This window comes from Pseudomonas sp. PDM28, assembly GCF_019219115.1.
GTDB lineage: Bacteria > Pseudomonadota > Gammaproteobacteria > Pseudomonadales > Pseudomonadaceae > Aquipseudomonas > Aquipseudomonas laurylsulfatiphila.
The window spans coordinates 526,697-553,429 of sequence record NZ_JAHUWG010000004.1; the positions used below are offsets into that span (position 1 = coordinate 526,697).

21 protein-coding genes and 1 pseudogene are annotated in these 26,733 nt (G+C 61.2%); 3 read left to right on the plus strand and 19 right to left on the minus strand.

Going from position 1 to position 26,733, the window contains the following annotated elements; translation table 11 throughout:
* Window positions 1-45: 45 nt before the first annotated feature.
* Both KW841_RS11700 and KW841_RS11705 read left to right on the plus strand, forming a co-directional pair.
* Window positions 46-993: a DnaJ C-terminal domain-containing protein gene (locus KW841_RS11700; RefSeq protein WP_218476075.1), complete on the plus strand. Its 948-nt coding sequence runs from the start codon at window positions 46-48 to the stop codon at window positions 991-993.
* 27 nt (window positions 994-1,020) lie between these two features.
* Window positions 1,021-1,326, plus strand: coding sequence for a chaperone modulator CbpM (locus tag KW841_RS11705; protein WP_007979663.1), 306 nt, complete (start codon window positions 1,021-1,023; stop codon window positions 1,324-1,326).
* 115 nt (window positions 1,327-1,441) lie between these two features.
* Here the strand turns inward: KW841_RS11705 and KW841_RS11710 are convergent, their stop codons facing one another.
* On the minus strand, window positions 1,442-2,569 hold the full coding sequence (locus KW841_RS11710; protein WP_007979661.1) for a sensor histidine kinase KdpD: 1,128 nt from the start codon (window positions 2,567-2,569) through the stop codon (window positions 1,442-1,444).
* Window positions 2,570-2,818: 249 nt separating this feature from the next.
* On the opposite strand from KW841_RS11710, the gene KW841_RS11715 reads away from it, so the two are divergent.
* Window positions 2,819-8,089, plus strand: coding sequence for a dermonecrotic toxin domain-containing protein (locus tag KW841_RS11715; RefSeq protein WP_218476077.1), 5,271 nt, complete (start codon window positions 2,819-2,821; stop codon window positions 8,087-8,089).
* A 66-nt stretch (window positions 8,090-8,155) separates the two neighbouring features.
* Here KW841_RS11715 and ureC read toward each other — a convergent pair whose 3' ends face one another.
* The 18 genes and pseudogenes from ureC to KW841_RS11805 form a co-directional block, all read right to left on the minus strand.
* Window positions 8,156-9,856: an urease subunit alpha gene (gene ureC, locus KW841_RS11720; protein ID WP_218476090.1), complete on the minus strand. Its 1,701-nt coding sequence runs from the start codon at window positions 9,854-9,856 to the stop codon at window positions 8,156-8,158.
* A 160-nt stretch (window positions 9,857-10,016) separates the two neighbouring features.
* Window positions 10,017-10,322: an urease subunit beta gene (locus tag KW841_RS11725; protein ID WP_007979653.1), complete on the minus strand. Its 306-nt coding sequence runs from the start codon at window positions 10,320-10,322 to the stop codon at window positions 10,017-10,019.
* Window positions 10,322-10,855 carry a GNAT family N-acetyltransferase gene (locus tag KW841_RS11730; RefSeq protein ID WP_218476093.1) on the minus strand — a complete coding sequence of 178 codons (534 nt, stop codon included), beginning with the start codon at window positions 10,853-10,855 and terminating at the stop codon, window positions 10,322-10,324. Before KW841_RS11730 ends, KW841_RS11725 begins: the two co-directional genes overlap by 1 nt.
* Before the next feature lie 6 nt (window positions 10,856-10,861).
* Entirely contained in the window at window positions 10,862-11,395 is a 534-nt protein-coding gene (locus KW841_RS11735) for a GNAT family N-acetyltransferase (RefSeq protein WP_218476096.1), read from the minus strand.
* 9 nt (window positions 11,396-11,404) lie between these two features.
* The gene (locus tag KW841_RS11740; protein ID WP_007979647.1) at window positions 11,405-11,707 is read right to left on the minus strand and encodes an urease subunit gamma; all 303 of its coding nucleotides are present in this window, start codon (window positions 11,705-11,707) and stop codon (window positions 11,405-11,407) included.
* A 155-nt stretch (window positions 11,708-11,862) separates the two neighbouring features.
* The gene (locus KW841_RS11745; RefSeq protein ID WP_007979646.1) at window positions 11,863-12,702 is read right to left on the minus strand and encodes an urease accessory protein UreD; all 840 of its coding nucleotides are present in this window, start codon (window positions 12,700-12,702) and stop codon (window positions 11,863-11,865) included.
* A 165-nt stretch (window positions 12,703-12,867) separates the two neighbouring features.
* Complete coding sequence (gene urtE, locus KW841_RS11750) at window positions 12,868-13,566, minus strand: urea ABC transporter ATP-binding subunit UrtE (protein ID WP_218476099.1); 699 nt, start codon at window positions 13,564-13,566, stop codon at window positions 12,868-12,870.
* A 139-nt stretch (window positions 13,567-13,705) separates the two neighbouring features.
* Window positions 13,706-14,575 (minus strand): urea ABC transporter ATP-binding protein UrtD, encoded by an 870-nt coding sequence (urtD, locus tag KW841_RS11755; protein WP_116582464.1) that lies wholly within the window; start codon window positions 14,573-14,575, stop codon window positions 13,706-13,708.
* On the minus strand, window positions 14,572-15,651 hold the full coding sequence (gene urtC / locus KW841_RS11760) for an urea ABC transporter permease subunit UrtC (RefSeq protein ID WP_218476101.1): 1,080 nt from the start codon (window positions 15,649-15,651) through the stop codon (window positions 14,572-14,574). The genes urtD and urtC overlap by 4 nt, the downstream gene beginning before the upstream one ends.
* Window positions 15,651-17,153 carry an urea ABC transporter permease subunit UrtB gene (urtB, locus tag KW841_RS11765; protein ID WP_218476105.1) on the minus strand — a complete coding sequence of 501 codons (1,503 nt, stop codon included), beginning with the start codon at window positions 17,151-17,153 and terminating at the stop codon, window positions 15,651-15,653. The genes urtC and urtB overlap by 1 nt, the downstream gene beginning before the upstream one ends.
* Window positions 17,154-17,314: 161 nt before the next feature.
* Window positions 17,315-18,580, minus strand: coding sequence for an urea ABC transporter substrate-binding protein (urtA, locus tag KW841_RS11770; RefSeq protein WP_218476108.1), 1,266 nt, complete (start codon window positions 18,578-18,580; stop codon window positions 17,315-17,317).
* Between the two features lie 317 nt (window positions 18,581-18,897).
* Complete coding sequence (locus tag KW841_RS11775; protein ID WP_256357778.1) at window positions 18,898-19,212, minus strand: hypothetical protein; 315 nt, start codon at window positions 19,210-19,212, stop codon at window positions 18,898-18,900.
* 308 nt (window positions 19,213-19,520) lie between these two features.
* The gene (locus KW841_RS11780; protein WP_218476112.1) at window positions 19,521-20,531 is read right to left on the minus strand and encodes an iron ABC transporter permease; all 1,011 of its coding nucleotides are present in this window, start codon (window positions 20,529-20,531) and stop codon (window positions 19,521-19,523) included.
* Window positions 20,528-21,487, minus strand: a complete 960-nt coding sequence (locus tag KW841_RS11785; protein WP_218476114.1) for an ABC transporter substrate-binding protein — start codon at window positions 21,485-21,487, stop codon at window positions 20,528-20,530. The genes KW841_RS11780 and KW841_RS11785 overlap by 4 nt, the downstream gene beginning before the upstream one ends.
* A gap of 248 nt (window positions 21,488-21,735) precedes the next feature.
* Window positions 21,736-22,272 (minus strand): annotated as a pseudogene (locus KW841_RS11790) (ABC transporter ATP-binding protein); the annotation flags it as partial.
* 180 nt (window positions 22,273-22,452) lie between these two features.
* Window positions 22,453-23,832, minus strand: a complete 1,380-nt coding sequence (locus KW841_RS11795; protein WP_218476118.1) for a PepSY domain-containing protein — start codon at window positions 23,830-23,832, stop codon at window positions 22,453-22,455.
* A 130-nt stretch (window positions 23,833-23,962) separates the two neighbouring features.
* Window positions 23,963-26,032, minus strand: coding sequence for a TonB-dependent copper receptor (locus KW841_RS11800; RefSeq protein ID WP_371319506.1), 2,070 nt, complete (start codon window positions 26,030-26,032; stop codon window positions 23,963-23,965).
* Between the two features lie 239 nt (window positions 26,033-26,271).
* Window positions 26,272-26,733 carry a DUF2946 domain-containing protein gene (locus KW841_RS11805; RefSeq protein ID WP_218476122.1) on the minus strand — a complete coding sequence of 154 codons (462 nt, stop codon included), beginning with the start codon at window positions 26,731-26,733 and terminating at the stop codon, window positions 26,272-26,274.

Sequence of the window (26,733 nt, forward strand, 5' to 3'; positions counted from 1 at the left end):
GCTGTGGCCCGTGGCGCGATTTGATAACGGATGGTGATTCCCGCGATGGACTTCAAAGACTATTACAAGATTCTCGGTGTGGAACCGACCGCAGACGATAAGGCGATCAAGGCCGCCTATCGCAAGCTGGCGCGCAAATACCACCCTGACGTCAGCAAGGAAAAGGACGCCGAGGCCAAGTTCAAGGACGCCTCGGAAGCCTATGAAGCGCTGAAAAGTGCCGACAAGCGCGCCGAATACGATGATCTGCGCCGCTATGGCCAGCACGGCCAGCCGTTCCAGGGACCACCGGGCTGGCAAAGCCGTGGCGGTTTTGGTGGCGGTGGCCAGGACACGGGCGATTTCTCGGACTTCTTCAGTTCGATTTTCGGCAATCGTGGGCCTGGTTTCAATGGTGGTGGACAGTCGCGTCGCAGCACCGGACGTCGAGGGCAAGACGTGGAAATGGAGCTTGGGGTTTTTCTCGAAGAAACACTGTCGACCGAATCGAAGAAGGTCACCTTCCAGGTACCGCAGTACAACGCGGCCGGCCAGCATGTGAGCAACACCAGCAAAAGCCTGAACGTGAAGATTCCGGCCGGTGTGGTCGACGGCGAGCGCATTCGCCTCAAGGGGCAGGGCGCTCCGGGTGTGGGCGGCGGCGCCAATGGCGACCTATACCTGACGATCCGTTTCGCACCGCACCCGAAATTCGATGTCGAAGGCGATAACCTGATCATCACCTTGCCACTGGCTCCGTGGGAGCTGGCGCTGGGGGCCGAAGTCGCCGTGCCGACCCTGACCGGCAAGATCAACCTGAAGGTGCCGGCCGGCAGCCAGAACGGCCAGCGCATGCGCGCCAAGGGCCATGGCCTGATGAACAAGGCCGGTGAGCGCGGTTACCTGTTCGTGCAATTGAAGGCCGTGATGCCGAAGAAATCCGACGATGACATCAAGGCCCTGTGGCAGGAACTGGCGAAAAAAGCCGCATTCGACCCGCGAGAGCATTTTTGATCCCTTAGAACCAAGGAGTCACTGACAATGAGCAGTCCCCTGATCGTTCAACTGGACATGGCAGAATTCTGTGAGGCGACCGAGCTGTCGGACGTCTACGTGATCGAAATCGTCGAGCACGGCATCCTCGAACCTCAGGGCGCTCAGCCCAAGGACTGGGTTTTCAACGACTATGAGCTGACCCTGGCCAAGCGTGCCGCCAAGCTGCGGCGCGACCTCGACCTGGAGTGGGAAGGCGTCGCCCTGGCGCTGGACCTGCTTGAAGAAGTGCAGCAGCTGCGCGCCGAGAACCGCATGCTCAAGCAGCGGTTGGGGCGGTTGTTGGTGGAGTAGGAGCTGCCGCAGGCTGCGATCTTTTGATCTTGTGTTTCATTGCTCCTGCTGATGCAAGACTTCAAAAGCAAAATCAAAAGATCGCAGCCTGCGGCAGCTCCTACACGGGGGGGCTTCAGGTTTTGCGTGGCAACACCACGGTAAAGATCGTGCCATCCATTTCACTGGAACTGACTTCAATCGTCCCCTGATGGGCGTCGACCACTTCCTTGACGATAAACAACCCCAACCCAAGGCTGGTAGTAGGCTCGCCGAGTTCTTCGCTGGCACTGCGCACCAACGGGTCGAAAAGGGTCGGGATCGCATCGCAGGGGATGGGGACTCCGTCGTTCTGCACCGTCAGCCGAACGCTGTCGGCCTCGCCCTTGAGGGTCAAGGTCACTTCACGTTTGCTCGAACCGTGTTGCAAGGCATTGCCGATCAGGTTTTGCAGCATCTGGTCGAGCCGGCGCGGGTCCCAGGTGCCGCGGGTGTCACCCTGCACGGTCAGGGTTGGATCGCACTCCGGTTGACCGGCACAGGCCCGCGCAATCGCCTCCCGTGCCGCTTCAGCCAGGTCCATGGGCGCCGGTTCGATCGGCAGATGCTTGCCCAGGCGACTGCGCACCAGTTCCAGCAAATCCCCGACCATCACTGCCAGATGTCCGGTGCTGCGCTGGATATTGATCGCGCACTTGAGCGCATCACCTTCCAACGCGGCTTTGCGCAGCAGGATTTCGGTGGACATGCTCACCGCCTGCAGGGGCGCGCGCAGGTCATGACCGAGGATCGCGAGGAAAATGTCCCGGGAGCGGTTGACCATTTCGGCATAGGCGGCGGTGGATTCGGCCAGGGCTTCGTCGATGGCTTCGTTGAAGCGGATCATGTCCTGGAAGTAGGCCAGGTCAGGTGACTGCAGGCTGTTGACCCACAGGCGGATGACACAGGCGCGCAAATGACGGAATTCACTGGTCATCTGCACCAGGTCAAAACCCACGGTATGGCGCAACTCGCCATGGCTGGCACCGGCCTCGTCGAGGCTCGGGGTTTTTTCCGGGCCTTCGCCGCGTGCCTTGGCCGCTTGTTCGGCGGGTGTCTGGGGTTTGCACATGTCCCGGGCCGCGGCCAGCAGGATCGACCGGGCATGGTCGCGCAAGGCGGCGCTGTCCATGGATTCGGCGGCCGGGGTGATGGTTTTGGCGAACTGCTCCCACTCATCGACGATGCGATCAACCTGTAGCACGATGAATTCGGAAAGACGCATGGCGGATACCTGAGCATGAATCGGGGGACAGCGAATCGAATAGTAGTCCCTTTGCCGGAAAAAACACGACCGCTCGTTCGGTGGCATAAGTCCAGGTCTCTGTGGCGGTACTTATATATTGAAGGCTCTTTGAATTTCGAACGGTGGAGGCCTTTTTCCAGGGGCGGCCCAACGGTTATTTGGGCTTTTGTTTGGCGGGCGGGTTGGCGAAGCTGTGGGTTCAAATCCAGCCATCAAGGTGATGTAACAGTGTCTGAATTGCATGGAAGCCATTCACAGCAAACGATTGAAAGCACAGGCGTCGAACACCAGGGCGTGCATTACCGTCGCGTATTCGACGGGATACCGGGCGCCCTGAAAAATGCCCCGCCTGCAAGGCTCAAATCCCTTGAAACCCTGAAGCCGACGATGCCCGAGTGGTACAGCGACGCACGGGCCATCGACCGCCAGTACCTGAAGCAGTTGATCGAGGAGCGCTGGCGTGTGCAGGGCGTACTGGACAAAACCCTGGGCAGCTTGCAACACGACATTGAGGCCTTCGCCGAACCGCTGCTCAGGGATATGTTGCAGGCTAATTTCAACTCGGTTGAACGCGCCGACGAACTCAGCGTGCAGCTCGAGGTGCCCAGTACGATCATCTTCGGCATCGACACTGGCGCCAGTCGCGTCCGCCAGTCGACCTTGCTGGAGGCGGCACTGCACAACTTCGAAGAGTCCGAGGCCGTCGAAGGGGCGTTCCGGGACAGCTCCGGTATTTACCGCAAGGACAACCGGGGCAGTCTCAGCCTGGAGTCGGCCATTGCCCTGCCGGATTTTGCCGCGTTGTGTCGCAGCCTGGACATCGGCGGGCAATACCAGCGGCACATCAAGTCCGTCCTGTTGCCCGATACCCCGCAAGCACAGCGAACCTTGCAACAAGACTCGGTGGCCAGTGACAAGGCGGCCTTTCATCTGGCCGCACTGATTGCCCGATTGAAGGGCGATATCAGTGACCATGCCTACGTCAAACTGGGCCAGGTGCGTGAGGGGCAGGCAAACATCACGCTGTACGACCGGCCGTTGCAGGGGCATCGCTTGTCGCTGATGGGTTCTCGCTTGACGGGCATCGTGTTGTTCAGCGCGGTCAGCGAGCCATCGCAAATAAAGCGCGAAGTTGAAGCGTTGACGCCGGCCCTGTTGAGATTCTGGATCGACTGGTCGCACCGCGTCCCTGTTCTTCCGGGCCGGGAATACGATCAATTCAAACTGCTGCAAGCCTTCTTCGCCAATGGGCCGCAGGGGTTGAGCGATGAGCTGTTGCGCCGCGACGATATCTATCAACAGAGTCGTGTAAGCGGTCCGTTGATCGCCTATGTGCCCGATGATCCTGACCATCCGTTGAAAGAGTATCCCTCGCTGACCGCGTTCATGAAGGCGCTCCTGGGGCAGTTGAGAAATACGGATTACCAGGCCTTTTTCAGCCGGTTTGTGGCGCAGAAGGACAAGGGACTGTTTTTCGCCCGGGTCAAAGAGCGTCTCACGACCTACACCTGGCATGAGCGCGAACCGCTGGACATGGGCCCGTGGTGGCGTGAAACGGCGGTCGAAAATCCGGATGCGGAACCGGTAACCAACCAGATCGCGGATGATCTGTGGATCACCCTGTTTGTGGAACGGCGTAACAAGGCCATCGCCGATGCCCGGCTGATCGCCGTACCGACCGGTGACGAGGATGCCAACGCGCGCTTCAAGCGCCTGAGCGGTTACCTGTCGATCGGCTGGAATGTTTTCAATTTCGCCGCAATGCTGGTGCCGGGGCTGGGCGAAGCCATGCTCGGCATCATGGTCGCGCAAATGCTCGCCGAGGTTGCCGAAGGCGTAGAGGACTGGAGCAAGGGTGACAAGGAACAGGCTTCGGCGTACTTCAACGGGGTCTTGATCAACTTCGCGCAACTGGCACTGATGGGCGCCGGACATGTGTTGCCCGGCACTACTGTCGCACCGATCAAGGTGTCGCCATTTGTCGAGGGGTTCAAGCCAGTGGAAGTCGGCGGCAAGGAGCGGTTGTGGAACCCTGACCTCGCGCCTTATGAGCAATCGATAACATTGCCCGATGGGGCGAAGGCCGGTGACACAGGGTTGTACCGTCATCAGGAACAGGACCTGCTGCGGCTAGACGACAAATGCTATGCCGTCAGGCAAGACCCGGAAACCGGCCAGCATCGGCTGCAACACCCGACTCGCGCCGAGGCCTATCAGCCGCTGTTGGAGCACAACGGTGCCGGCAGCTGGAAGACCGAACTCGATCAACCGCTCGAATGGGATCGGCGTGTAGTGCTCAGGCGTCTGGGCGCTTCGGTGGAGGGGCTTTCCGATGAGACCCTGGAGCATATTTTGACTGCCAGCGGCGTACATGAAAACGTGCTGCGCAGGCTCCATGTCGAGCATGAAACCCCGCCCGCGTTGCTGCTCGACACCCTGGAACGCTACAAGACCCACGCCGATGCCGACGCTTGCGCAGCGCATATCCTGGCGAACCGGGTCGATGAGGAATGGGCCGGTTTTCTGCCACGTTTCATGACTGAAGTGCCGGGCTGGCCCGACGGTAAAGCCATCGAAATCTTCGACAGCCCGGACCTGTCAGGTGCGTCGATCAAGGAGGGTTACGCCGATGCGCTGCCGGCCGAGACCTTGCGCATGACCCGGCAGGATCTGCTCGCCGGTGCGTTGACCGAACGGGTAGTCGGGTTCCTCGATGAACGGGCCCTGCGCGACGTGCTCGGACAGCGGTACTCCGGGGACCGGCAGGCGCGTGTCGTAGCGCTGCGCGAGCAACTGGCGGGGCAGGCACGCCTGCACAAAAGGCGTCTGTTCGATGGGCTGTATGCAAGTCGGACGCGTTCGGCCGACCCCCTGGTGAACCTGCTCAAGAATGATGGCGCAGAACTCGCGACCGCCCAGGCGAAAGAACTGCTGCGTGATGCACAGCCATCGGACGTGCAACACCTGAGCGAAAAACAGCGCGTTCCCTTGAGATTGACTGAACAAGCCCGGGAGGCTGCATATCAGCTGCGGGTGACGCGAGCCTATGAAGGCTTCTACCTCGACTCATTGCATAACGCCGACACCGCGCGCCTGGAACTGCATTCTCTGGCCAACCTGCCGGGCTGGTCGGCGGATTTGCGTCTGGAAATCCGCGAGTACTCATTTGACGGTCCGCTGGCCGATAGTCTCGGTCCAGAGGATGCATCGATCCGCAAGGTATTGGTGTTGAATGAACATGGTCGTTACGAGGCGCGTGATGCGCTCGATCAGCATCTGCACGGTGCGGACAATCTGTACGCGGCGGTGCTGCATGCCTTGCCCGACCCTGAGCGCACAGCGCTTGGCTTTGAAATCCATGAGTCTTCACGCCTTGAGCAAGCGGTCAGGGCGCAGCCGCTGGATCGATCCCGGTTTGAGCCGATTCTGCGGGACAACCCGATCACCAGGCCGGCTTACGACCCGAGCCTCATGCGCTTGCGTGGCGGCATGCGTGGTTATGCCCGACAAGCACCGCAAGGCGTGGGGCTGCGACAACGGGTTCTTGCACTGTATCCGGATTTTACCTCGGAGGAAGTGGAGGCACTGCTGGCGGGTTTCGGTCAGGGCGAAGGGGCGGTGCATGCGCGGCTGACCGTGCTGGAGGCCGAGTTCAACCAGTTGAACCGCACCCTGCAACGCTGGATGAATTCGCCGACGCAATCCGCTCGTTTTACCCCGGCGGGCGTGGCGGAGTGGCATGCGCGAAACAATATCTACAAAGCGCTCAGGCAATGCTGGCAGCGCACCGGGCCGGAGGGCATCGAGGCTTACGGGATCGTGCGGCCACAGGCCTTGACTCTGGACAACATTCCCAAGCTGAGCCGACTGCTGGAAACCCTGCCGAGACTGGAGGCCAACTTCGATCATGTCACCAGCCTGAGCCTGCGCGGTGGGCAGTTGCGTTCCGGGAACCTGTCGTTCCTCGAGCCGTTCCATCAGGTGCGCTACCTCAACCTGCAAGACAATCTGCTGAGCGCTTTTCCGCCGGTACTGAAGGACATGCGTCATCTCACCGACCTGTACCTCAACGACAACCGCATCGAGCTGGATCCAGTGGCAGTTGATCGCCTGAAGAATCTGACACGCCTGAGGTCGTTGGCGCTGCGCGGCAACCCGCTGAAGCTCATTCCTGATGTCAGCCGGATGCCGCATTTGCAGGTATTGGTATTGAGCGATACCGGACTGGATAGTTGGCCTGTCGGTCTGTTTTCCCAGTCGCGGCCACGCAGTATTTTCATTGAATTGAGCCGCAATCCAATCAGCCGGATACCGCAAGTCGCGCCCGGATCGTTTCGCGCCGAGCTGCTGGCACGCACGGTGATCAGTCGGGAGCCGCACTGGATATCGCCGGAAAATCTCGACACCCTCAGGTTGTACATCGAGTCGGTCGGCATGGACCCGGACCGCCCATACCCACCCCGAGGTCTGCTCGACAGCGCGGATTGGTGGATGGGCATGACTGATCGGCAATGGCAGGAAAAGCAGGAAGTCTGGAACGACGTTGAAGACGAGTTTGGTTCGGTGCCGTTTTTCAATGAGCTGCGCAAGCTCACCCAGTCCGCCGACTTCAAGGCCGGCGGTGACTATCAGACGGAACTGACGACCAAGGTCTGGCGCATGCTCGAAGCCATGGCCAGCGACAGCGAACTGCGAATCAAGCTGTTCAACGAGGCGGCAACGCCCACTGAGTGCGTGGATGGCGGCACGCAACTGTTCAATGCCATGGGCGTGCAGGTGATGGTGCACGAAGCCTACGCCCTGGTGCGTGCGGACCTGATCGAGGCGCAATTGCTGGAGCTGGCCCTTGGCAAGTCCCGGCTCGATGAGCTCGGTGCCATTGCCCGTCAGCGAGTGTCTGCGCGGCTGGCTAACGGCGAAAGGTTCCGTCGCTACGACGCCAATGGCGATGTGATCGGCACTATCGATGAAGTGGAAGTGCACTTGGCCTACATGACCGATCTGGCAGAGCGACTGGATTTGCCGTGGCAGGCGCGGGGCATGCAGTTTCGAAAAATCGCCGGTGTGAGCAAGGAGATGATCGAAGCAGCGTTCCAGCGGATCAAGGCGCTGGAGGAAGGTGATCTGCTGATTGATCGCCTCTTCGAGCAACCGCTCTGGCGAACCTGGCTGGAGACGACTTACCGCGAGGAATTGAACGGCTTGAAGCGCAGGATCGACGCGACCACCGATTTGCAGGATGCATTGCAGCGTCGGGCCGATGGTACGCGGCTCACCGCCGAGGGAAAGGCGGCGGTGGAGGCGGAAATCAAGGGGTTGTGCAGTGAGTTGGGCAAAAGTGAAACTGACTTTGCGGACGGCAAGCTGATGACTGACGAGGAATATGTTCAAGCCTTGGATGACATCGATCTGCAGATTACGCAGTTGCTGAAAAAACTGACACGGGAAGCGATGATTCGGGCCAAGCTGGATCGGCTGCGGATTGAATCCGTTCAGTAATCACGGAAAAAACAAAGGCCTCGACACAGGGCGTGCGAGGCCTTTGCTCGTGTCGTGGTTGCCGGTTCAGAACAGGAAGTAACGCTGGGCCATCGGCAATGTCTCAGCTGGCTCACACCACAGCAAAACCCCATCGGCCTTGACCTGATAGGTCTGCGGATCGACATCGATTTTCGGCAGGTAGTCGTTGTGGATCAGGTCGGTTTTCTGCACGTCGCGGCAACCTTTGACCACAGCGATTTTCTTCTTCAAACCCAGCGCTTCAGGCAAGCCGGCCTCCTGCGCCGCCTGACTGATGAAGGTCAGGCTGGTGGCGTGCAGCGAGCCGCCGTAGCTGGCGAACATCGGGCGGTAGTGCACCGGTTGCGGTGTCGGGATCGAGGCATTGGCGTCGCCCATCAGGCTGGCCGCGATGGCGCCGCCCTTGAGAATCAGCGTCGGTTTCACGCCGAAAAACGCCGGCCGCCAGAGGACCAGGTCCGCCCATTTGCCCACTTCGACCGAACCCACTTCATGGCTGATGCCGTGGGTGATCGCCGGGTTGATGGTGTACTTGGCGATGTAGCGCTTGGCGCGGAAGTTGTCGTTGCCGGCGCCATCACCGGGCAGCGGCCCGCGCTGTCTTTTCATCTTGTCGGCAGTCTGCCAGGTGCGGGTGATGACTTCACCGACCCGCCCCATGGCCTGGCTGTCGGAGCTGATCATCGAGAACGCACCGAGGTCGTGGAGGATGTCTTCGGCGGCAATCGTCTCACGGCGAATGCGGCTTTCGGCGAAGGCCACATCCTCGGCAATGCTCGGGTCGAGATGATGGCAGACCATCAGCATGTCGAGGTGTTCGTCGATGGTGTTGCGGGTGAACGGCCGGGTCGGGTTGGTCGAACTCGGCAGCACGTTGGCAAAACCGCAGGCCTTGATGATGTCCGGCGCGTGACCGCCACCGGCACCTTCGGTGTGATAGGTGTGAATGGTGCGGCCCTTGAAGGCGGCGAGGGTGGTCTCGACGAAACCGGATTCGTTGAGGGTGTCGGTGTGGATCGCCACCTGCACGTCGAACCGGTCGGCCACGCTCAGGCAGTTGTCGATGCTCGCGGGCGTGGTGCCCCAGTCCTCATGCAACTTGAGGCCGATGGCACCGGCCTTGACCTGTTCGATCAACGGCTCCGGCAAGCTGGCGTTGCCCTTGCCGGTGAGACCGATGTTCATGGGAAAGGCGTCGGCAGCCTGAAGCATGCGCGCCAGGTGCCACGGCCCGGAGGTGCAGGTGGTCGCGTTGGTGCCGGTAGCCGGTCCGGTGCCGCCACCGATCATGGTGGTGACACCGCTCATCAATGCCTCTTCGATCTGCTGCGGGCAGATGAAGTGGATATGGGTGTCGATGCCGCCGGCGGTGAGGATCATGCCTTCGCCGGCGATGACTTCGGTGCTGGCGCCAATGGCGATGTTGACGTTGGGCTGGATGTCCGGGTTGCCAGCCTTGCCGATCGCCGCGATGCGCCCGTCCTTGAGGCCGACGTCGGCCTTGACGATACCCCAGTGATCGATGATCAGCGCGTTGGTGATGAGGGTGTCGACCACGTCGGCGGCCAGCAACTGGCTCTGACCCTGGCCGTCACGAATGACTTTACCGCCACCGAATTTCACTTCTTCGCCGTAGGTGGTGAAGTCCTGTTCCACTTCGATCCACAACTCGGTATCGGCCAGGCGCACCTTGTCACCGACGGTGGGACCGAACATGTCGGCGTAGGCTTGTCTTGAGATTTTCATGCGCTTGCCTTGGGATTCAATTGTATTTGAGACTTTTCGCTTCGCTCACAGATTCGCGAGCAAGCCCGCTCCCACAGTTGCCCGCATTCCAACCGGAGGAACTCGGTCGAATGTGGGAGCGGGCTTGCTCGCTAAGGGGCCGGTGCAGACATCGCATCAATCAGAGATCGCCCATGATCCTGCCGGCAAACCCGAACACCCGACGATGCCCCGCCAGATCCACCAATTCCACCTCGCGACTCTGCCCCGGTTCGAAACGCACCGCCGTGCCGGCTGGGATGTTCAGGCGCATGCCGCGACTGGCGGCACGGTCGAACGCCAGGGCGTCGTTGGTTTCGAAAAAGTGATAATGCGAGCCGACCTGGATCGGCCGGTCACCGCTGTTGGCCACCTTCAGGCTGATCGTGCGGCGGCCGACGTTGAGTTCGATGTCGCCGGGCTGGATCTGGTATTCGCCGGGAATCATCAATGCGCTCCTTGGAGAATCTTGTAGTAGAGGGCGGTCGGTTTGTAGCGGCCGCTCGGGTCGCAGGCGTAGTCGGGGATTTCACCGGCGCGGGAATAGCCCAGCGATTGATAGAAGGCTTCGGCGGGCGAGCCGGCCTCGGTGTCGAGGTACAGCATGCCGCGCTTGTGCTGCAGGGCGGCCGCCTCCAGAGCGTTCATCAGTTGCTGGCCCAGACCGCGACGCCGGGCATGTTCGCGCACCAGCAGCTTTTGCACTTCGGCGCGGTTCAGGCCGTTGGCTTTCTGGCACAAACCCAACTGCACGCTGGCCTGCACCTGTTCGTCCTTGACCACCACCCACAGCAACAGATTGCCCTTGTTCAGGTTGTCCTGGACCTCATCGAAATAGGCGTGGGCCTGGGTCGCATCGAGGCCGGCCATGAAGCCGACACTGGCGCCATAGCCGACGGCATCGAGCAGCAGGTCGATCAGGCCCTGACGATAGTGCGCAAAGCTTTCAACGTTCACGCGTCGCAGTTGGGCGGCGTTCATCGGGCATTACTCCTGGTTGACGCTCGTCGGTTGCGCGCCGGGGTTGAGGGTCAGTTGCATGAAGGTCAGGTCCAGCCAGCGGCCGAATTTGGTGCCGACCTGAGGCATTTGTCCGGTGGTGATGAAACCGATGCGCTCATGCAAGCGAATGGAGGCGGCGTTACCGCTTTCGATGGCGGCGACCATCACGTGTTTGCCACAGTCTTTGGCGCGCTCGACCAGTGCTTCCATCAGTTGTGGGCCGAGGCCGTTGCCGCGCTGGTCGCTGCGCACGTAGACCGAATGCTCGACGGTGTGGCGGAAACCGTCGAAGGGGCGCCAGTCGCCGAATGAGGCATAGCCCAGTACCGAATTTTCACCATCGACGATCACCAGAATCGGGTAAGCCTGGGATTGCCGGGCGCTGAACCAGGCCTGGCGGTTGCCGAGGTCGACCGCCTGTTCATTCCAGATCGCCGTGGTGTTGAGTACCGCGTCGTTGTAGATGTCGCGGATGGCCGGCAGATCGGCAGGCACGGCATCGCGGATGTGGTAAGTCATGGCGCGGCCTCAGGCGATGGGTTGGTGGACGGTGACCAGTTTGGTGCCGTCGGGGAAGGTGGCCTCGACCTGGATTTCCGGGATCATTTCCGGGATACCTTCCATCACTTGTTCGCGAGTCAGCAGGGTGGTGCCGAAGTGCATCAGGTCGGCCACGCTCTGGCCGTCACGGGCGCCTTCGAGCAGGGCCGCGGAGATGTAGGCCATGGCCTCCGGGTAGTTGAGTTTCACGCCGCGCGCCAAACGTCGCTCGGCCACCAGGCCGGCGGTGAATATCAGCAGCTTGTCTTTTTCGCGTGGGGTCAGGTCCATCGTAGACATCCATCTGGGCAGATTAAAAAGTTCGGATCTGTGAATACAAACCCTGTGGGAGCGGGCTTGCTCGCGAATGCGGAGTGTCATTCAACATCAATGCTGACTGGCCCACCGCATTCGCGAGCAAGCCCGCTCCCACATTCGATCGCATTTCAGGTGCTCCATATTCTGGGTGATACGGCCTCGCGACCCAGAAGGGCGGGGCGTAACAACTTCCAAAGTTCAATCAACCATCCCCGTGCTAACAACGCTTCAGTGGCCAGGCATCGTGCAACCAGCAACCCCGGCAACTGGGTCAAATCCCCGCGCACGTCGTTGGGCAGCGAGCGGCAGCGCTCCAGCAGTTCGCTATCGATTTCACCCGTCACCAATAACGTGGCAAACACCGGTTGCCCGTCGAGCCCGATGGGCGAATCAAGTAAACCGTCCGCTCCGACAATGCGCTGACGTTCATGCCAGAGCAACTGGTCGTCGCGGCGCACATCCAGTCGTGCCTGGAAATGCCCAAGGTCGAAGCGCTCGCCACTGGCCGGACGGCCCAGGGCCACGACGTCCCAGTAGAACAGGCGCGCATCGCCTTCAAGGTCGATGGAAGTGCTGAGTTCAGCCTGGGCCGCACTGAAAATGATCGTCTCCTGGGGCAACCATTCCAGTGTCGCACCGGCCGCCACCTTCAACTTCAGTTGCTGAAAGGCCGGGCCGGCAGCGCGATACCATTTGGCCGCGCCGGGGCTGGTGATTTGCGCCCAGGCATCGCCCTCGACGCTGGCCGAAATGTCCAGTCGATCACCTCCGGCAATTCCGCCGGGTGGGTGGACGATGATGTGCTGGCAGACTTCCGGCCCTTCGGCATACAGGTGCTTTTGTACCCGCAGCGGGCCTTTGTGCCGACGCTGGACCGGGCGCGTGGTGTTGTCGAAACGGGCGTAGCCCAGCTCCAGTTCGGCGTGCCAACTGGGGGTAAATAAAACGCCTGAAGCCGGAAGAGTCATAGTCAATGCTTGTCGAGAGGTCGTCAGGATGTTTGCAAAGGCTGTGCCGCAAGGCATTGCAGGCAGGAGGTGGCTGTTTAGCGTTGTGATGCACCAATAGCGTGCGCAGTCGCAAGTTCGGCGCGACAAATTGGTGCCGTGTCAAAAGAAGCGGACCGTGACGCCTCAGATGGTAACGAGCCCACGCACGCCCTCGGCTTCCATATTTTCGCCGCGCCCGTGTTGCACGATCTCGCCCCGGGACATCACCAGGTATTGGTCGGCCAGTTCGGCGGCGAAATCGTAGAACTGCTCCACCAGCAGAATGGCCATGTCGCCCCGGGCCGCGAGTTTTTTGATCACGGCACCGATCTCCTTGATCACCGACGGCTGGATGCCTTCGGTGGGCTCGTCGAGGATCAGCAGGCGAGGGCGGCTGGCCAGCGCGCGGCCGATGGCCAGTTGTTGTTGCTGGCCGCCGGACAGGTCGCCCCCCCGGCGTTGTTTCATTTGCAGCAGCACCGGGAATAGCTCGTAGATAAACGCTGGCACCTCCTTCGCTTCGCTGCCGGGAAAACGCGACAGGCCCATCAGCAGGTTTTCCTCGACGGTCAGGCGGCCGAAGATCTCCCGGCCCTGCGGGACATAGGCAATGCCGGCATGCACACGCTGGTGCGGTTTGAACGTGGTGATCGGCTTGCCTTCCCAATTGACCGCGCCTTCTTTGGCCGGCAGCAGGCCCATCAGGCATTTGAGCAGGGTGGTCTTGCCCACGCCGTTGCGCCCGAGCAGACAGGTGACTTCGCCGACCTTCACGTCAAACGTCAGGCCGCGCAGGATGTGGCTTCCGCCGTAGTACTGGTGCAGTTTTTCGACTTGCAGCATGTTCAAATTCCTTGTATTTCACACAGAACCCTGTGGGAGCTGGCTTGCCAGCGATAGCGGTGGATCAGCCGACATCGATGTTGCTGGTGCCGGCCCCATCGCTGGCAAGCCAGCTCCCACAGGGTTTGTATTCGCAACCTCAGCGACCGAGATACACCTCGATCACCCGCTCATTGTCCTGCACCTGCTCCAGCGAGCCCTCGGCCAGCACGCTGCCCTGATGCAACACGGTGACGTGGTCGGCAATCGAGCCGACGAAGCCCATGTCGTGTTCCACGACCATCAGCGAGTGCTTGCCGGCCAGGCGCTTGAACAGTTCGGCGGTGAATTCGGTTTCGGCGTCGGTCATGCCCGCCACCGGTTCATCGAGCAGCAGCAATTGCGGGTCCTGCATCAGCAGCATGCCGATCTCGAGGAACTGCTTCTGGCCGTGGGACAGCAGGCCGGCCGGGCGATTGACCGAGCTGGTCAAGCGAATGGTCTCCAGCACCTCGGCGATGCGGTCTTTCTGCTCGCCATTCAAGCGCGCCCGCAGGCTGGCCCACACCGACTTGTCGGTTTTCTGCGCCAGTTCCAGGTTCTCGAACACGCTCAAGGCTTCGAACACCGTCGGCTTCTGGAACTTGCGCCCGATGCCGGCCTGGGCGATCTGCACTTCGCTCATCTGCGTCAGGTCCAGGGTTTCGCCGAACCAGGCCTTGCCGTGGCTGGGACGGGTCTTGCCGGTGATCACGTCCATCAGCGTGGTCTTGCCCGCGCCATTGGGGCCGATGATGCAGCGCAGTTCACCGACGCCGATGTACAGGTTCAAATCGTTCAGCGCCTTGAAGCCGTCGAAGCTGACGCTGATGTCTTCCAGGGTCAGGATGGTGCCGTGGCGCGTATTCAGGCCTTTGCCGGCGCGCTGGCCGAGACCGATGGCGTCACGGCTGCTGCCAGCGTCCTTGTTGGGCTCTACGGGGAAAAACGCCGGCTCGAGCATGAATTCAGCGGTTGCCGTCACTCTCATGATTCACCTCTTTTCTTCAGCAGACCGATCACGCCTTTGGGCAGGTACAGGGTCACGACGATGAACAGTGCGCCGAGGAAGAACAGCCAGTACTCGGGGAAGGCCACGGTGAACCAGCTCTTCATGCCGTTGACCACCCCGGCGCCGAGCAACGGACCGATCAGCGTGCCGCGCCCGCCGAGGGCGACCCATACGGCGGCTTCGATCGAGTTGGTCGGCGACATCTCGCTCGGGTTGATGATGCCGACTTGCGGCACGTACAGCGCACCGGCCAGGCCACACAACACCGCGCTCAGCACCCAGACAAACAACTTGAACCCGCGCGGATCGTAGCCGCAGAACATCAGGCGGTTTTCCGCATCGCGCAGTGCGGTCAGCACCCGACCGAACTTGCTCTGTGCCAGGCGCCAGCCGATGTACAGGCTCGCTACCAGCAACAACACCGTGGCGAAGAACAGCACCGCGCGGGTGCCCGGTTCGGTGATGCCAAAGCCGAGAATGGTGCGGAAGTTGGTGAAGCCGTTGTTGCCGCCAAAACCGGTTTCGTTGCGGAAGAACAGCAACATGCCGGCGAAGGTCAGGGCCTGGGTCATGATCGAGAAGTACACGCCCTTGATCCGCGAACGGAAGGCGAAGAAACCGAACACCAACGCCAGCAACCCCGGCGCCAATACCACCAGGCACAGGGTCCAGAGGAAGCTGCTGGTGCCGGTCCAGAACCAGGGCATTTCAGTCCATGACAGGAAGGTCATGAACGCCGGCAAACCATCACCCGAGGCCTGGCGCATCAGGTACATGCCCATGGCATAGCCGCCGAGGGCGAAGAACAGGCCGTGACCGAGGGACAGTAGACCGGCGTAGCCCCAGACCAGATCGAGCGCCAGGGCGACGATGGCGTAGCAGAGAATCTTGCCCACCAACGTCAGCGTATAAGCTGAAACATGCAGCGTGCTGTCCACCGGCAACAGCGACAGCAGCGGTAACGCCAGCAGCACAATGAGGATCATTGCGCCGATGGCAATCGAGACTTTGGGGCCGGCTTTTTGGGTCGCGGTAACGAGCAGGGGCTGGTTCATCAGTCGATCACCCGTCCTTTGAGTGCGAAGAGGCCTTGCGGACGTTTCTGGATGAACAGAATGATCAGCGCGAGGATGAGGATCTTGCCGAGCACCGCACCGATCTGCGGTTCGAGAATCTTGTTGGCTATCCCTAAGCCGAAAGCCGCCAGCACGCTACCGGCCAACTGGCCGACACCACCGAGCACCACCACCAGGAACGAGTCGATGATGTAGCTCTGGCCGAGGTCCGGACCGACGTTGCCGATCTGGCTCAGGGCCACGCCACCGAGGCCGGCGATGCCCGAGCCAAGACCGAAGGCGAGCATGTCCACGCGCCCGGTGGGCACGCCGCAGCAGGCGGCCATGTTGCGATTCTGGGTGACCGCTCGCACGTTCAGGCCCAGGCGCGTCTTGTTCAGCAGCAGCCAGGTCAGCACCACCACAAACAGTGCAAAGGCAATGATGACGATGCGGTTGTAGGGCAGTACGAGATTGGGCAGCACCTGGATTCCGCCCGACAGCCAGGCCGGGTTGGCCACTTCGACGTTCTGCGCACCGAACAGCAACCGAACAAGCTGAATCAGCATCAGGCTGATGCCCCAGGTGGCGAGCAGGGTTTCCAGCGGGCGACCATAGAGGTGGCGAATCACCGTGCGCTCCAGCGCCATGCCGATGGCGGCGGTGACGAAAAATGCCACGGGCAACGCGATCAGCGGATAGAACTCGATGGCCTGCGGGGCGAAGCGCTGGAACATCAGTTGCACCACATAGGTCGAGTAGGCGCCGAGCATCAGCATCTCGCCGTGGGCCATGTTGATCACGCCGAGCAGGCCGAAGGTGATCGCAAGGCCCAATGCCGCGAGCAGCAGGATCGAACCGAGGGACATGCCGCTGAACGCCTGGCCCAGCATTTCGCCGACCAGCAGTTTGCGCTTGACCTGGGCGAGGCTGGTTTCAGCGGCGGTGCGCACCATCGCATCGGTCTCAACGCCCGGCTCCAGCAGGCTTTCGAGGCGGGTGCGGGCCAGCGGATCGCCGGTTTCACCGAGAAGGCGTACGGCAGCGAGGCGCACGGCCGGATCGCTGTCGACCAGTTGCAGATTGGCCAGGGCCAGGCTGAGGGCTGCGTGGACAGCTTCATCCGTTTCACCCGCCAGTTGCCGATCGAGGAATTTCAACTGCGCCGGTTTGGCGCTTTTCTGCAATTGCTGCGCGGCGGCGAGACGGATTTTGGCGTCGGCGGCGAGCAACTGATGACTGGCCAGGGCCGAGTCGATCAGCCCCCGCAGGCGGTTGTTCAGGCGCAGGGTTTTCGGTTGGCCGTCGATGGTCAGTTCGCCTTGCTGCAGGGCATTGATCAACTCGATACGGGCCGGATCGGGCTGCGCGGCCCAGGCTTCCAGAAGTTTGGCTTGCTGCACGGGATTGGCGGCGACGAAGTCTTCGGCGTCGCCGGCGTGGGTGGCCATCGGCAACAGCAGTGCGATAGCCAGAAGAATTCGGTAAAGGGCGGTGGACATAGTTAGTCGCCTTGACGCGGACATTGTGGGAGCTGGCTTGCCAGCGATGCAGGCGACTCGATGTATCTGCTGCACCGAAGTGATGCCATCGCAGGCAAGCCAGCTCCCACAGGGATTTGTGTCGGCCTGAGACAAAGTGCCCGGGGCCGACATCCTGTGGCTTAGTTGCTCTTCACCGCATACTCCGGCTTCTTGTCGTTGCCCTGGATGAACGGGCTCCACGGTTGGGCGCGGATCGGTCCTTCGGTCTGCCACACCACGTTGAACTGACCGTCAGACTGGATCTCACCGATCATCACCGGCTTGTGCAGGTGGTGATTGGTCTTGTCCATGGTCAGCGTGTAACCGGACGGCGCAGCAAAGGTCTGGCCGGCCAGGGCTTCGCGGACTTTGTCGACGTCGGTGGATTTGGCTTTTTCGGCGGCTTGCGCCCACATGTGAATGCCGACATAGGTGGCTTCCATCGGGTCGTTGGTCACCGCTTTGTCGGCGCCCGGCAGGTTTTGTTTCTTGGCGTAGGCTTTCCAGTCATCGACGAACTTCTTGTTCACCGGGTTCTCGACCGATTCGAAGTAGTTCCACGCGGCGAGGTTGCCCACCAGTGGCTTGGTGTCGATGCCGCGCAATTCTTCTTCGCCGACCGAGAACGCCACGACCGGAACGTCGGTGGCTTTCAGGCCCTGGTTGGCCAGCTCTTTGTAGAACGGCACGTTGGAGTCGCCGTTGACGGTGGAGATGACGGCGGTCTTGCCGCCCGCCGAGAACTTCTTGATGTTGGCGACGATGGTCTGGTAGTCGCTGTGACCGAAGGGGGTGTAGACCTCTTCGATGTCCTTGTCGGCCACACCTTTGGAGTGCAGGAACGAACGCAGGATCTTGTTGGTAGTGCGCGGATAGACGTAGTCGGTGCCGAGCAGGAAGTAGCGCTTGGCGCTGCCGCCTTCTTCGCTCATCAGGTATTCAACGGCAGGGATCGCCTGCTGGTTTGGCGCGGCGCCGGTGTAGAACACGTTCGGCGACATTTCTTCGCCTTCGTACTGCACCGGGTAGAACAGCAGGCCATTGAGCTCTTCGAACACCGGCAGTACCGATTTGCGCGACACCGAAGTCCAGCAACCGAACACCACGGCAACCTTGTCCTGGGTCAGCAACTGACGACCCTTTTCGGCGAACAGCGGCCAGTTCGACGCTGGGTCGACCACCACCGGTTCCAGCATCTTGCCGTTCACGCCGCCCTTGGCGTTGATCTCGTCGATGGTCATCAGCGCCATGTCTTTCAACGACGTTTCGGAGATCGCCATGGTCCCGGACAACGAATGCAGAATACCGACCTTGATGGTCTCGGCGGCCTGGACGGTCCAGGTCATGCCCATTGCGGCAATGGATGCCGAGAGAGTGAAAGCCTTGATCAAACTGCGACGCTTCATTGTGCGATCTCCATGAACTTATGAATTTTCTTGGTTGGCAGATGCGGACTACTGAAGGGTCTTTAGCAAGGGCTGTGCCCGGTCGGGGAAAGGTACGGGAATGGCGTTTTAGAGCGGTTGTGCGGATTGATGACGCACCAGGAAGGATCGCGGCAGGCGTGTTGGTGCGAGGAGTTGCGCCAGATTGGGGCGGGCAGCATCGATCAATTGTGGGAGCGGGCTTGCTCGCGAAAGCGGTGTTTCAGTTGCCATTTATGTTGTCTGACACACCCTTTTCGCGAGCAAGCCCGCTCCCACAAAGTCAGCGGCGCATCAACTCAGCTTTTGATGCAGGTTTCAAAACCATGCCCGCCACCTTCGTACTCCGGGCCGTAGTAGTACTTGGTGAACGAAGTTTTCCCGTCCGGCGTGGAAGCGAAGTTGGCAATCCCGACACCGTAGTCCTTGAGCGACGGGTCCGTATGGGCAAAGTAAATCGCCAGGGAACTCGAGTTGGCGGCGGCAAAACCGTCATACAGGGAGTTGCCGGGCAACGTCAGGGTAAAACCGTAGGCGCCATGTTCGCCGGTACTTTGTTCGGCATTGAGTTTCATCTCGACAACACCTTCAAACGCACCGATATGGCTATCCATTCCGGTGCATTGATATCGGCCGCTGTAGTCAACGCCAGTAAAGGGTGGCTTGGCTGCCCATGCAGGCGATGAGACAAGTGCGATGGATATGATGAGTTTTTTGAACATGTTTACCTCTTTCCGCTCTTGTAAGAGTTGTGACGATTAAGGTGTAGGAATAATCGTCATTGAAGTGCGCGAGTATTTTTATTATTTAACTCGCGGGAGCGGAGTATGAGCGTGGTAATGGGTTTGTTAAGTGCTAACTCAATACGAGGTTTTTCCAGACATACATTCAGTTTTAAAGCTTGTTTTAATTAAACATGGCGTTAACGACGTCGCATCAAGCCGATGAAGAACAACCCGCCAATCGCCGCCGTGGCCACCCCGATGGGCAAGTCTTCGGGAGCGATCATCGTCCGGGCAGCGACGTCGACCCAGACCAGAAACACGCTGCCGAGTAACACGCACACTGGCAGCACTCTTCGGTGTTCAGCCCCGACCAGTCGCCGCGCGATGTGCGGCACCATCAGCCCGACAAAACCGATCGAGCCGCTGATCGACACCAGCACCCCGGTCATCAGCGATGCAATCAGAAATACCCGCAAGCGCACGGTGCGCGCATTCAGGCCCAGGGTCACTGCCGTCTGCTCGCCGGCCATCAGCGCATTCAACGGTCGCGCCATGCCCAGCAGCAAAACCAGTCCGAACAACACACTGGCCGTCGGTACCGCCAGCAATTCCCAGCGCGCCAGACCGAGTCCGCCAAGCATCCAGAACATCACCGCCGAACTGGCTCGATGGTCGCCCAGGAACAGCAACAAATTGGCGATCGCCATCATCACGAACGACACCGCCACGCCGCACAACAACAGACGATCACTGTCGAGGCGCCCGTGGCGGCTGGCGATCATCAGTACCACCAGCATGCTCAGCAATGCACCGATGAAGGCGGCGATCGGCAAGGTCAGCAGGCCAACGATTTCTCCGACATGCAACACCACGATCACCGCGCCCAACGTCGCGCCGGACGTGACGCCGAGTAAATGCGGGTCAGCCAGCGGGTTGCGCGTCACCGCTTGCAGCACTGCGCCGATCAGCGCCAGCCCGGCGCCGACCAATGCGCCGAGCAGCATGCGCGGGACGCGGATCAGCCAGACGATATGTTCCTGCCCGGGGTTCCAGTCCGGTACACCGAAGCCGAACAGCTTGTGCAACAGGATGCGCCACACCACGTCCAGCGGTACCCGCGCGGGGCCGAAACCCAGGGACACCACGCACGACATCAGCAACAGGACACCGAGGACGATGAGCAACAAGGCGTAGCGACGGTTGATCATTCGCCGTGGAAACCCTTGGCCAGGGTAGCGACCGCCAGCACGTTATCGATTCCCGGCGTGGCCTGCACGTACGGGATGACGATGAAGCGCCGCTGCTTGATCGCTTCCACCGATTGCAGGGCCTTGTTGGCCAGCAGAAACTGAATCTTCTGTTCGGCGGTGATTTCGCTGTAGTCGACGATCACGATCACCTGCGGATTGTGTTCGACCACGCTTTCCCAATTGACCCGGGTCCAGCTTGCCTCGACATCCTCGAGGATGTTGCGCCCGCCAGCGGCGTCGATCAGTGCTTGCGGCATGCCCAGTCGGCCTGAGGTCATGGCCCGATCTTCGCCGCTGTCGTACAGGAAGACCCGCGGTCTTTGCGCGGGCAGGGTTTTGCGAATGTCCGCCACTTGCCCCTGCATGTGGGCGACCAGGGCGTTGGCGCGGTCCTGCACGTCGAAGATCCTGCCGAGGTTGCGCAGGTCGTTGTAGGTGTCTTCGAGGCTGGCCGGTGGGCGCTTCATCACGAAGGCGCAGGATTCGCTCAGCTCATACACATTGATGCCCAGCGGTTGCAAGGTCTGCGGAGTGAGATCGCCGCCGACGCGCATGCCGTAGTCCCAACCGGCGAAGAGGAAATCGACGTTGGCATCGAGCAGGGTTTCCACCGACGGGTACTTGGCCGCCAGCTCCGGCAGACCGTCGAGCAGCGACTGCATGTCGGGAGTCACGGCCTTCCAGCCACTGACGCCGCTGTAGCCGGCCATCCGCGGCTTGAGGCCGAGGGCGAGCATCATCTGGGTCATGTTGATGTCGTGGCTGAGGGCGTGTTGCGGTGCTTGCGTGAAGGTCACTTCGCGGTTGCAGCTTTTGACTGTCAGCGGGTATTGGGTGGCTTCGGCCAAGGCCTGGGCGCTGCCCGACAGCATCACGAGGCAGAGGCCGAAGCGCAGCAGGGAACGCAGATTCATGGTTGGGTTATCCAGGTGATTCGTGGGTAGCCGTGCAGCGGATGGTCATCGATAAGCGCTTCGACGCCAAACACGTTGCGCAGCAGGGCGGCGGTGAGCACCTCTTGCGGCGTGCCGCTGGCGACGATGCGGCCATGGTTGATCACGTACAGCCGATCACAAAAAGCCGCCGCGAGGTTGAGGTCGTGGATGCTCGCCAGGGTGCCGATGTTCAAGTGCCTGACCAACCTCAACAGCTCAAGCTGATAGCGTGGGTCGAGGTGGTTGGTCGGCTCGTCGAGGATCAGTAGTTGCGGTTGCTGGGCCAGGGCGCGGGCGAGGATTACCCGCTGTTTTTCACCGCCTGAGAGGGTGGCGAACTCATGGTCGTCGAAGCCCTTGAGGCCGACGGACTCCAGTGCCTGATGAATGAGTGTCGAGTCCTCGAGCGTGTCGCCATCGAACAGACCTTTGTGTGGCGTGCGGCCCATGGCGACCACTTCCTCGACGGTCAGGCCGAAGGCATCGGGGAACTCCTGCAAGACCACGGCGATGCGTTGCGCACACCAGCGCGAAGACTGTTTCCAGACATTCTGGTGATCGAGCCTGACCTCGCCGTGCTCCGGTTTACTGAAGCGCCAGGCACAACGCAACAGGCTGGTCTTGCCACTGCCGTTGGGGCCGATCAACCCGACGAACTCACCCGAGGCGACGTGCACGGAGGCATCACGCAGCTGGAATTGATGGTGGCAATGGCCGTGGCCCAGTGGGGACCAGGTGAGGTTGGTGAGGTGCAGCGAGGTCATGCCGTTACTCTTGAGGTGAAGCTGATGGCCTCTTCGCGAGCAAGCCCGCTCCCACAGCAATTGCGCAAATCCTGTGGGAGCGGGCTTGCCCGCGAAGAGGCCCGAAAGGACACCCTGAATACGAGAGGGTGACGCGCGGGGCAGTTTACAGCCCCTTGAGCCCCGCGCATCTCAGCTGTTTCATGATGAAGATGAGGCGTTCTCAGTCTGCTGGGTAAAACGCGACAGCAGCACGCGATCCAGCACCCACACCACCACCAGCGAAGCGCCCACCAACGGGAAGGCCACCGCGAGGGCGAACATGATCACCATGGCGGTTTTCCATTTCGGCAGGTCGTGGCGCAGCGGCGGTACGCCGAGTTTTCCTTGCGGACGACGCTTCCACCAGATCACCACGCCGCTGACCGCACTGAGCAGGATCATCAGGCAGATCAGCAACACGATGATCTGATTGAGCGTGCCGAACATCTTGCCTTCGTGCAGCATCACGCCGATTTCCGTAGCGCGGGCGACGGCGCCATATTGCTCGTAACGCACATCGGCAAGGACCTTGCCGGTGTACTGGTCGATGTGCAACGTGGCGTCATTGCGCGGGTCATCGGCGAACACGGCGATGGTGAACACACCGGTGGCCGTCGTTGGCAAGGTGATGCTGTAGCCAGGCTCGACCTTGCTTTGGGTGGCGATGTTTTGCACGTCTTGCAGGCTGATGGTCGGTGCAGCCGGGCCAGCCTGCGCGCCATCGTGTGCCATGTGTTCGGCGTGGTCGCCGGACATGGGCATCGGCGTGTTTTCCATGGCCCATGGCACGGTCTGGCGGGTGGCGCTGTTGAGGCTGCGCGCCTCGACGTCGGACTTCGGTACGTTGTCCCACATTGCCGCCGGAAAGACGTTCCACACGGCCGCGTATTGCTGGCCCCAGAAGCCGGTCCAGGTCATGCCGCTGAGCAGCATCACCAGCAGCAGTGAGGCGCCCCAGAATCCGGTGACGGCATGCAAGTCACGCCAAAGCACCCGCCCGCGACTGCTCAGGCGTGGCCACAGAATGCCGGCGGCCTGACCGCGCGGCCACCACAGGAATACCCCGGAAACCACCAGCACCACACCCCAGCCGGCGGCCAGTTCGATCAGCCGATCGCCGACGGTGCCGATCATCAGCTCGCCGTGAATCGCGCGCGCAATGGCTTGCAGGTTCTTCTTGGCGTCTTGCTCGCCGAGGATGTCGCCGTGGTACGGATCGACAAAAACGTTCAGCTCGTTGCCACCGTTGAGCACGACAAACTGGGCGCTGCGTTCGGCATTAACGGGTGGCAGGTACTGTTTGATCGTTGCCTGGGGATACGCATCTTTCACCCGCTTGAGCAGGTCGTCGGCCGGGACGGTGTGATGACCGGCCGGCACGTTGAGCAGGCTGCCGTACATCAGCGAATCGAGTTGTGGCTTGAACAGGTAAAGGGTGCCGGTCAGGGCCAGCATCACCATGAATGGCGCAACGAACAATCCGGCATAGAAATGCCAGCGCCAGGCCAGGTTGTAGAAATTCACTTTGGGCTGTTTCATCACGTGTGCTCCGCTTGGCTGGATCTTTTAGTTGTTTGTTTTTTACGGTTGCTGCGCAACCGATCGCGGGCAAGCCCGCTCCCACAGGTTCAACATTTTCCATGTGGGAGCGGGCTTGCCCGCGATGCTCTTAAAAGCTCATATCCACCTTGGTCCAGAGCGTGCGCCCCGGCTCCTTGATGGCCTGCGGGTCATTGGCCGGGTAGCCGAAGCCGGCGTTCCCAGCCAGGTTCAAGTGCTCGGCGTAAGCCTTGCCGAACAGGTTGTCGACGCCGCTGCTGACCTTCCAGTGGCTGTTGATCCGATAGGCACCGTTGAGGGAGAACACGCCGAACCCCGGCGTCTTGCCGAAGTCCTTGCCGACCACGTTGCCCTTGTTCTGGTCAATACGATTTTGTGCGGCGACCACTCTCCACAGTGCGCCGGCACTCCAGTTGTCTTCGCTGTAGGTCAGGCCGAAACGGGTATCCAGCGGCGGCATCTGCGGCAATGCAGTGCCATCGCTGCTGTTCTTGCCCCAGGCGTAGGCCAGGGTCGCGTCGGCTTTCCAGTGTTCAGTGAGGCTGTACGCGGCGCCCAGTTCGCCGCCCATGATTCGTGCGTCGATGTTCTCGGCTTGCGAGGTCGTGCCCATCATCGTCGGGGTGTAGTTGAACAGGATGTAATCGCGCACCTGCCCGACGTAACCCGAGGCCCAGGCTTCGAGTGTTTCGGTCTTGTATTGCAGGCCGAAATCGAGCTGGGTGGTTTTTTCCGGTTTGATCGAATCGAAGGCATTTACCGAACCGGCGGGGCCCGACTTGGGTGAAAACAGCTCCCAGTAGTCCGGGAACCGCTGGGTGTGACCGAGGCCCGCGTACAAGGTGGTCGGGCTGTCGGCCAGGTCATGCTCGTAGCGGATGAAGCCGCTTGGCAGGGTGTCGGCGCGGGTGTCGTCGGCGGTCGGATTCGGCCGGGTCATCATTCCCGAGCCGATGGTCTGCCGGAAATCCTTGGCCGAGGCGCGGTCCAGGCGTGCGCCACTGATCAAGCGGTCACGGTCGGCGGCGTACCAGGTCAGTTCGCCGAACACACCGTAGTTATGGAAGTCGGCATCCTTGGTGTAGGGCAGGTCCTTGTAGGTGTCGATGCCCATGGCGCTGCGCTGGCGATGTTCGTTGGTCTGTGCGTCGATGCCGCTGATCAGTTGTACATCAGCCCAGCGCCAGGTGGCCTTGATCCGTGCGCCGAGGGTGCGGCGGTCGACGTTGGAGGCCATGGGGCCGGCCATCATGCCGGTACCGGATGGCGTGCGCAGGGTATAGTTGTCCATCACGTGGTCGGCGTAGTTGTAGTAGACCTGCGCCTCGACCGTATCCAGCACATCGCCGATGTTGGATTTCTCGAAGCGCAGGCCGAGGCTTTCGCGCAGGAACTGCGTACCGTCCATGCTGCGCCCGGCGTAGCGCGCCTCACCGTCACCCTTGCCGGCGGTCAGCTCCAGCAGGGTATCGGCATCCGGGGTCCAGCCGAGTGCGACGTCGCCGTTCCATTTGTCGTAGCGCGATGGGACGGTGTCGTTGTTGCCATCCTGATAGTCGTCTGCATGTGCGGTGTTGCCGATTACCTGCACGTAGCCCAGTGGCCCGCCGGCAGCGGCGTCCACCAGTTTGTCGAAGCGCCCGTTGGAGCCGGCCAGCACACTGGCGTTGACCCGTGTGCCGAGCTCGCCGAAGTGTTCCGGCTCGCGCTCGAACAGGATGGTGCCGGCCGACGCGCCCGGTCCCCAGAGCACGGTTTGCGGGCCTTTGATCACGGTCAGTTTGTCGTAGGTTTCCGGCGAAATGTAGGAGGTCGGCGCGTCCATCCGCCCAGGACAGGCGCCAAGCATCATGCCGCCGTTGGTGAGGATGTTCAGGCGCGAGCCGAACATGCCGCGCAGCACCGGGTCGCCGTTGGTGCCGCCGTTGCGCACCTGGGCGAAGCCCGGAATGGTTTTCAGATAATCCGAGCCGTCGCTGGCCGGCACCGGTTGGCGCGGGTCCTTGGGGTTGGTGACGATGGTCAATGGCGAGCTGGGGGCAACGGCGGTAATCACCGTCGGGCTCAGTTCTTCAGTGTGACCGGCGTGTTCATCGGCCAGCGCGGAAGGCGCCAGCAATGCACTGCACAAAATTGCAGTGGCGTGCCTGAAACGAATGCCGGATTCGTTTTGGGCCATGGAGACTCGAGCTGGGCTCAAGCCTGTGTCAGCAGAAAACCTGGACATGAAATTTCCATCGAACAGTCGTAAACGACACGGCCGGCAGCCTGAAGCTGTCCCTGTGGGAGCGGGCTTGCTCGCGAAAGCGGTGTGCCAGTCGACATCTGCGTTGACTGACACTCTCTCTTCGCGAGCAAGCCCGCTCCCACCGGTTGCTTGGGTTGTCTTGCGGACCGTGTGAGATCGGAGGTGGGTGTTTACGCGACGGCAGGCGGGGCGCGGGTGCGGGCGCCGGGGAAGAAGGTTTGCCGGGCGTGGCCCAGGCCCGGAGAAGGCGTGGTGAAGGTGTTGACGGGTGGAATGACGAAGTTGGCGAAGGACACGCCGCCGGTCAGCGCCGGGCAATTGAACAGCAGGCTGCAATAGCCGCACTTTTCCCACAGCACATGGTGCCCCGGGGCAGGCGGGCAATGCTCGGCGGAGGTTTGCTTGCCGTGGTCGGCATGCTCCATTGCCGACATGTCCATGCCCATCGACATGTCCATGCTCATACCCGCCGGCATGCTCATCGACATGGCGCGCGAATCCATCGGCATCGACTGGGAAATCAGCGGACCGATAAAAATCATCAGCATGGCGAACAGGCTGATCCAACTGCCGCGTGTCAGGCTCAATACCTGACTGCGTGGCCTGGATGACCTGGCGCTAAGCGGGCGCAT

Coding starts and splice junctions, on each gene's coding strand:
- KW841_RS11705 (WP_007979663.1), top strand. CDS start 1,021: ATGAGCAGTCCCCTGATCGTTCAACTGGACATGGCAGAATTCTGTGAG.
- KW841_RS11735 (WP_218476096.1), bottom strand. CDS start 11,395: ATGACTTACCACATCCGCGATGCCGTGCCTGCCGATCTGCCGGCCATC.
- KW841_RS11785 (WP_218476114.1), bottom strand. CDS start 21,487: ATGAATCTGCGTTCCCTGCTGCGCTTCGGCCTCTGCCTCGTGATGCTG.
- KW841_RS11710 (WP_007979661.1), bottom strand. CDS start 2,569: ATGCGTCTTTCCGAATTCATCGTGCTACAGGTTGATCGCATCGTCGAT.
- KW841_RS11805 (WP_218476122.1), bottom strand. CDS start 26,733: ATGCGCCCGCTTAGCGCCAGGTCATCCAGGCCACGCAGTCAGGTATTG.
- KW841_RS11780 (WP_218476112.1), bottom strand. CDS start 20,531: ATGATCAACCGTCGCTACGCCTTGTTGCTCATCGTCCTCGGTGTCCTG.
- KW841_RS11725 (WP_007979653.1), bottom strand. CDS start 10,322: ATGATTCCCGGCGAATACCAGATCCAGCCCGGCGACATCGAACTCAAC.
- urtB (WP_218476105.1), bottom strand. CDS start 17,153: ATGTCCACCGCCCTTTACCGAATTCTTCTGGCTATCGCACTGCTGTTG.
- urtD (WP_116582464.1), bottom strand. CDS start 14,575: ATGAGAGTGACGGCAACCGCTGAATTCATGCTCGAGCCGGCGTTTTTC.
- KW841_RS11740 (WP_007979647.1), bottom strand. CDS start 11,707: ATGGACCTGACCCCACGCGAAAAAGACAAGCTGCTGATATTCACCGCC.
- KW841_RS11800 (WP_371319506.1), bottom strand. CDS start 26,032: ATGGCCCAAAACGAATCCGGCATTCGTTTCAGGCACGCCACTGCAATT.
- urtC (WP_218476101.1), bottom strand. CDS start 15,651: ATGAACCAGCCCCTGCTCGTTACCGCGACCCAAAAAGCCGGCCCCAAA.
- KW841_RS11775 (WP_256357778.1), bottom strand. CDS start 19,212: ATGGATAGCCATATCGGTGCGTTTGAAGGTGTTGTCGAGATGAAACTC.
- KW841_RS11730 (WP_218476093.1), bottom strand. CDS start 10,855: ATGAACGCCGCCCAACTGCGACGCGTGAACGTTGAAAGCTTTGCGCAC.
- KW841_RS11795 (WP_218476118.1), bottom strand. CDS start 23,832: ATGAAACAGCCCAAAGTGAATTTCTACAACCTGGCCTGGCGCTGGCAT.
- KW841_RS11745 (WP_007979646.1), bottom strand. CDS start 12,702: ATGACTCTTCCGGCTTCAGGCGTTTTATTTACCCCCAGTTGGCACGCC.
- urtE (WP_218476099.1), bottom strand. CDS start 13,566: ATGCTGCAAGTCGAAAAACTGCACCAGTACTACGGCGGAAGCCACATC.
- ureC (WP_218476090.1), bottom strand. CDS start 9,856: ATGAAAATCTCAAGACAAGCCTACGCCGACATGTTCGGTCCCACCGTC.
- KW841_RS11700 (WP_218476075.1), top strand. CDS start 46: ATGGACTTCAAAGACTATTACAAGATTCTCGGTGTGGAACCGACCGCA.
- urtA (WP_218476108.1), bottom strand. CDS start 18,580: ATGAAGCGTCGCAGTTTGATCAAGGCTTTCACTCTCTCGGCATCCATT.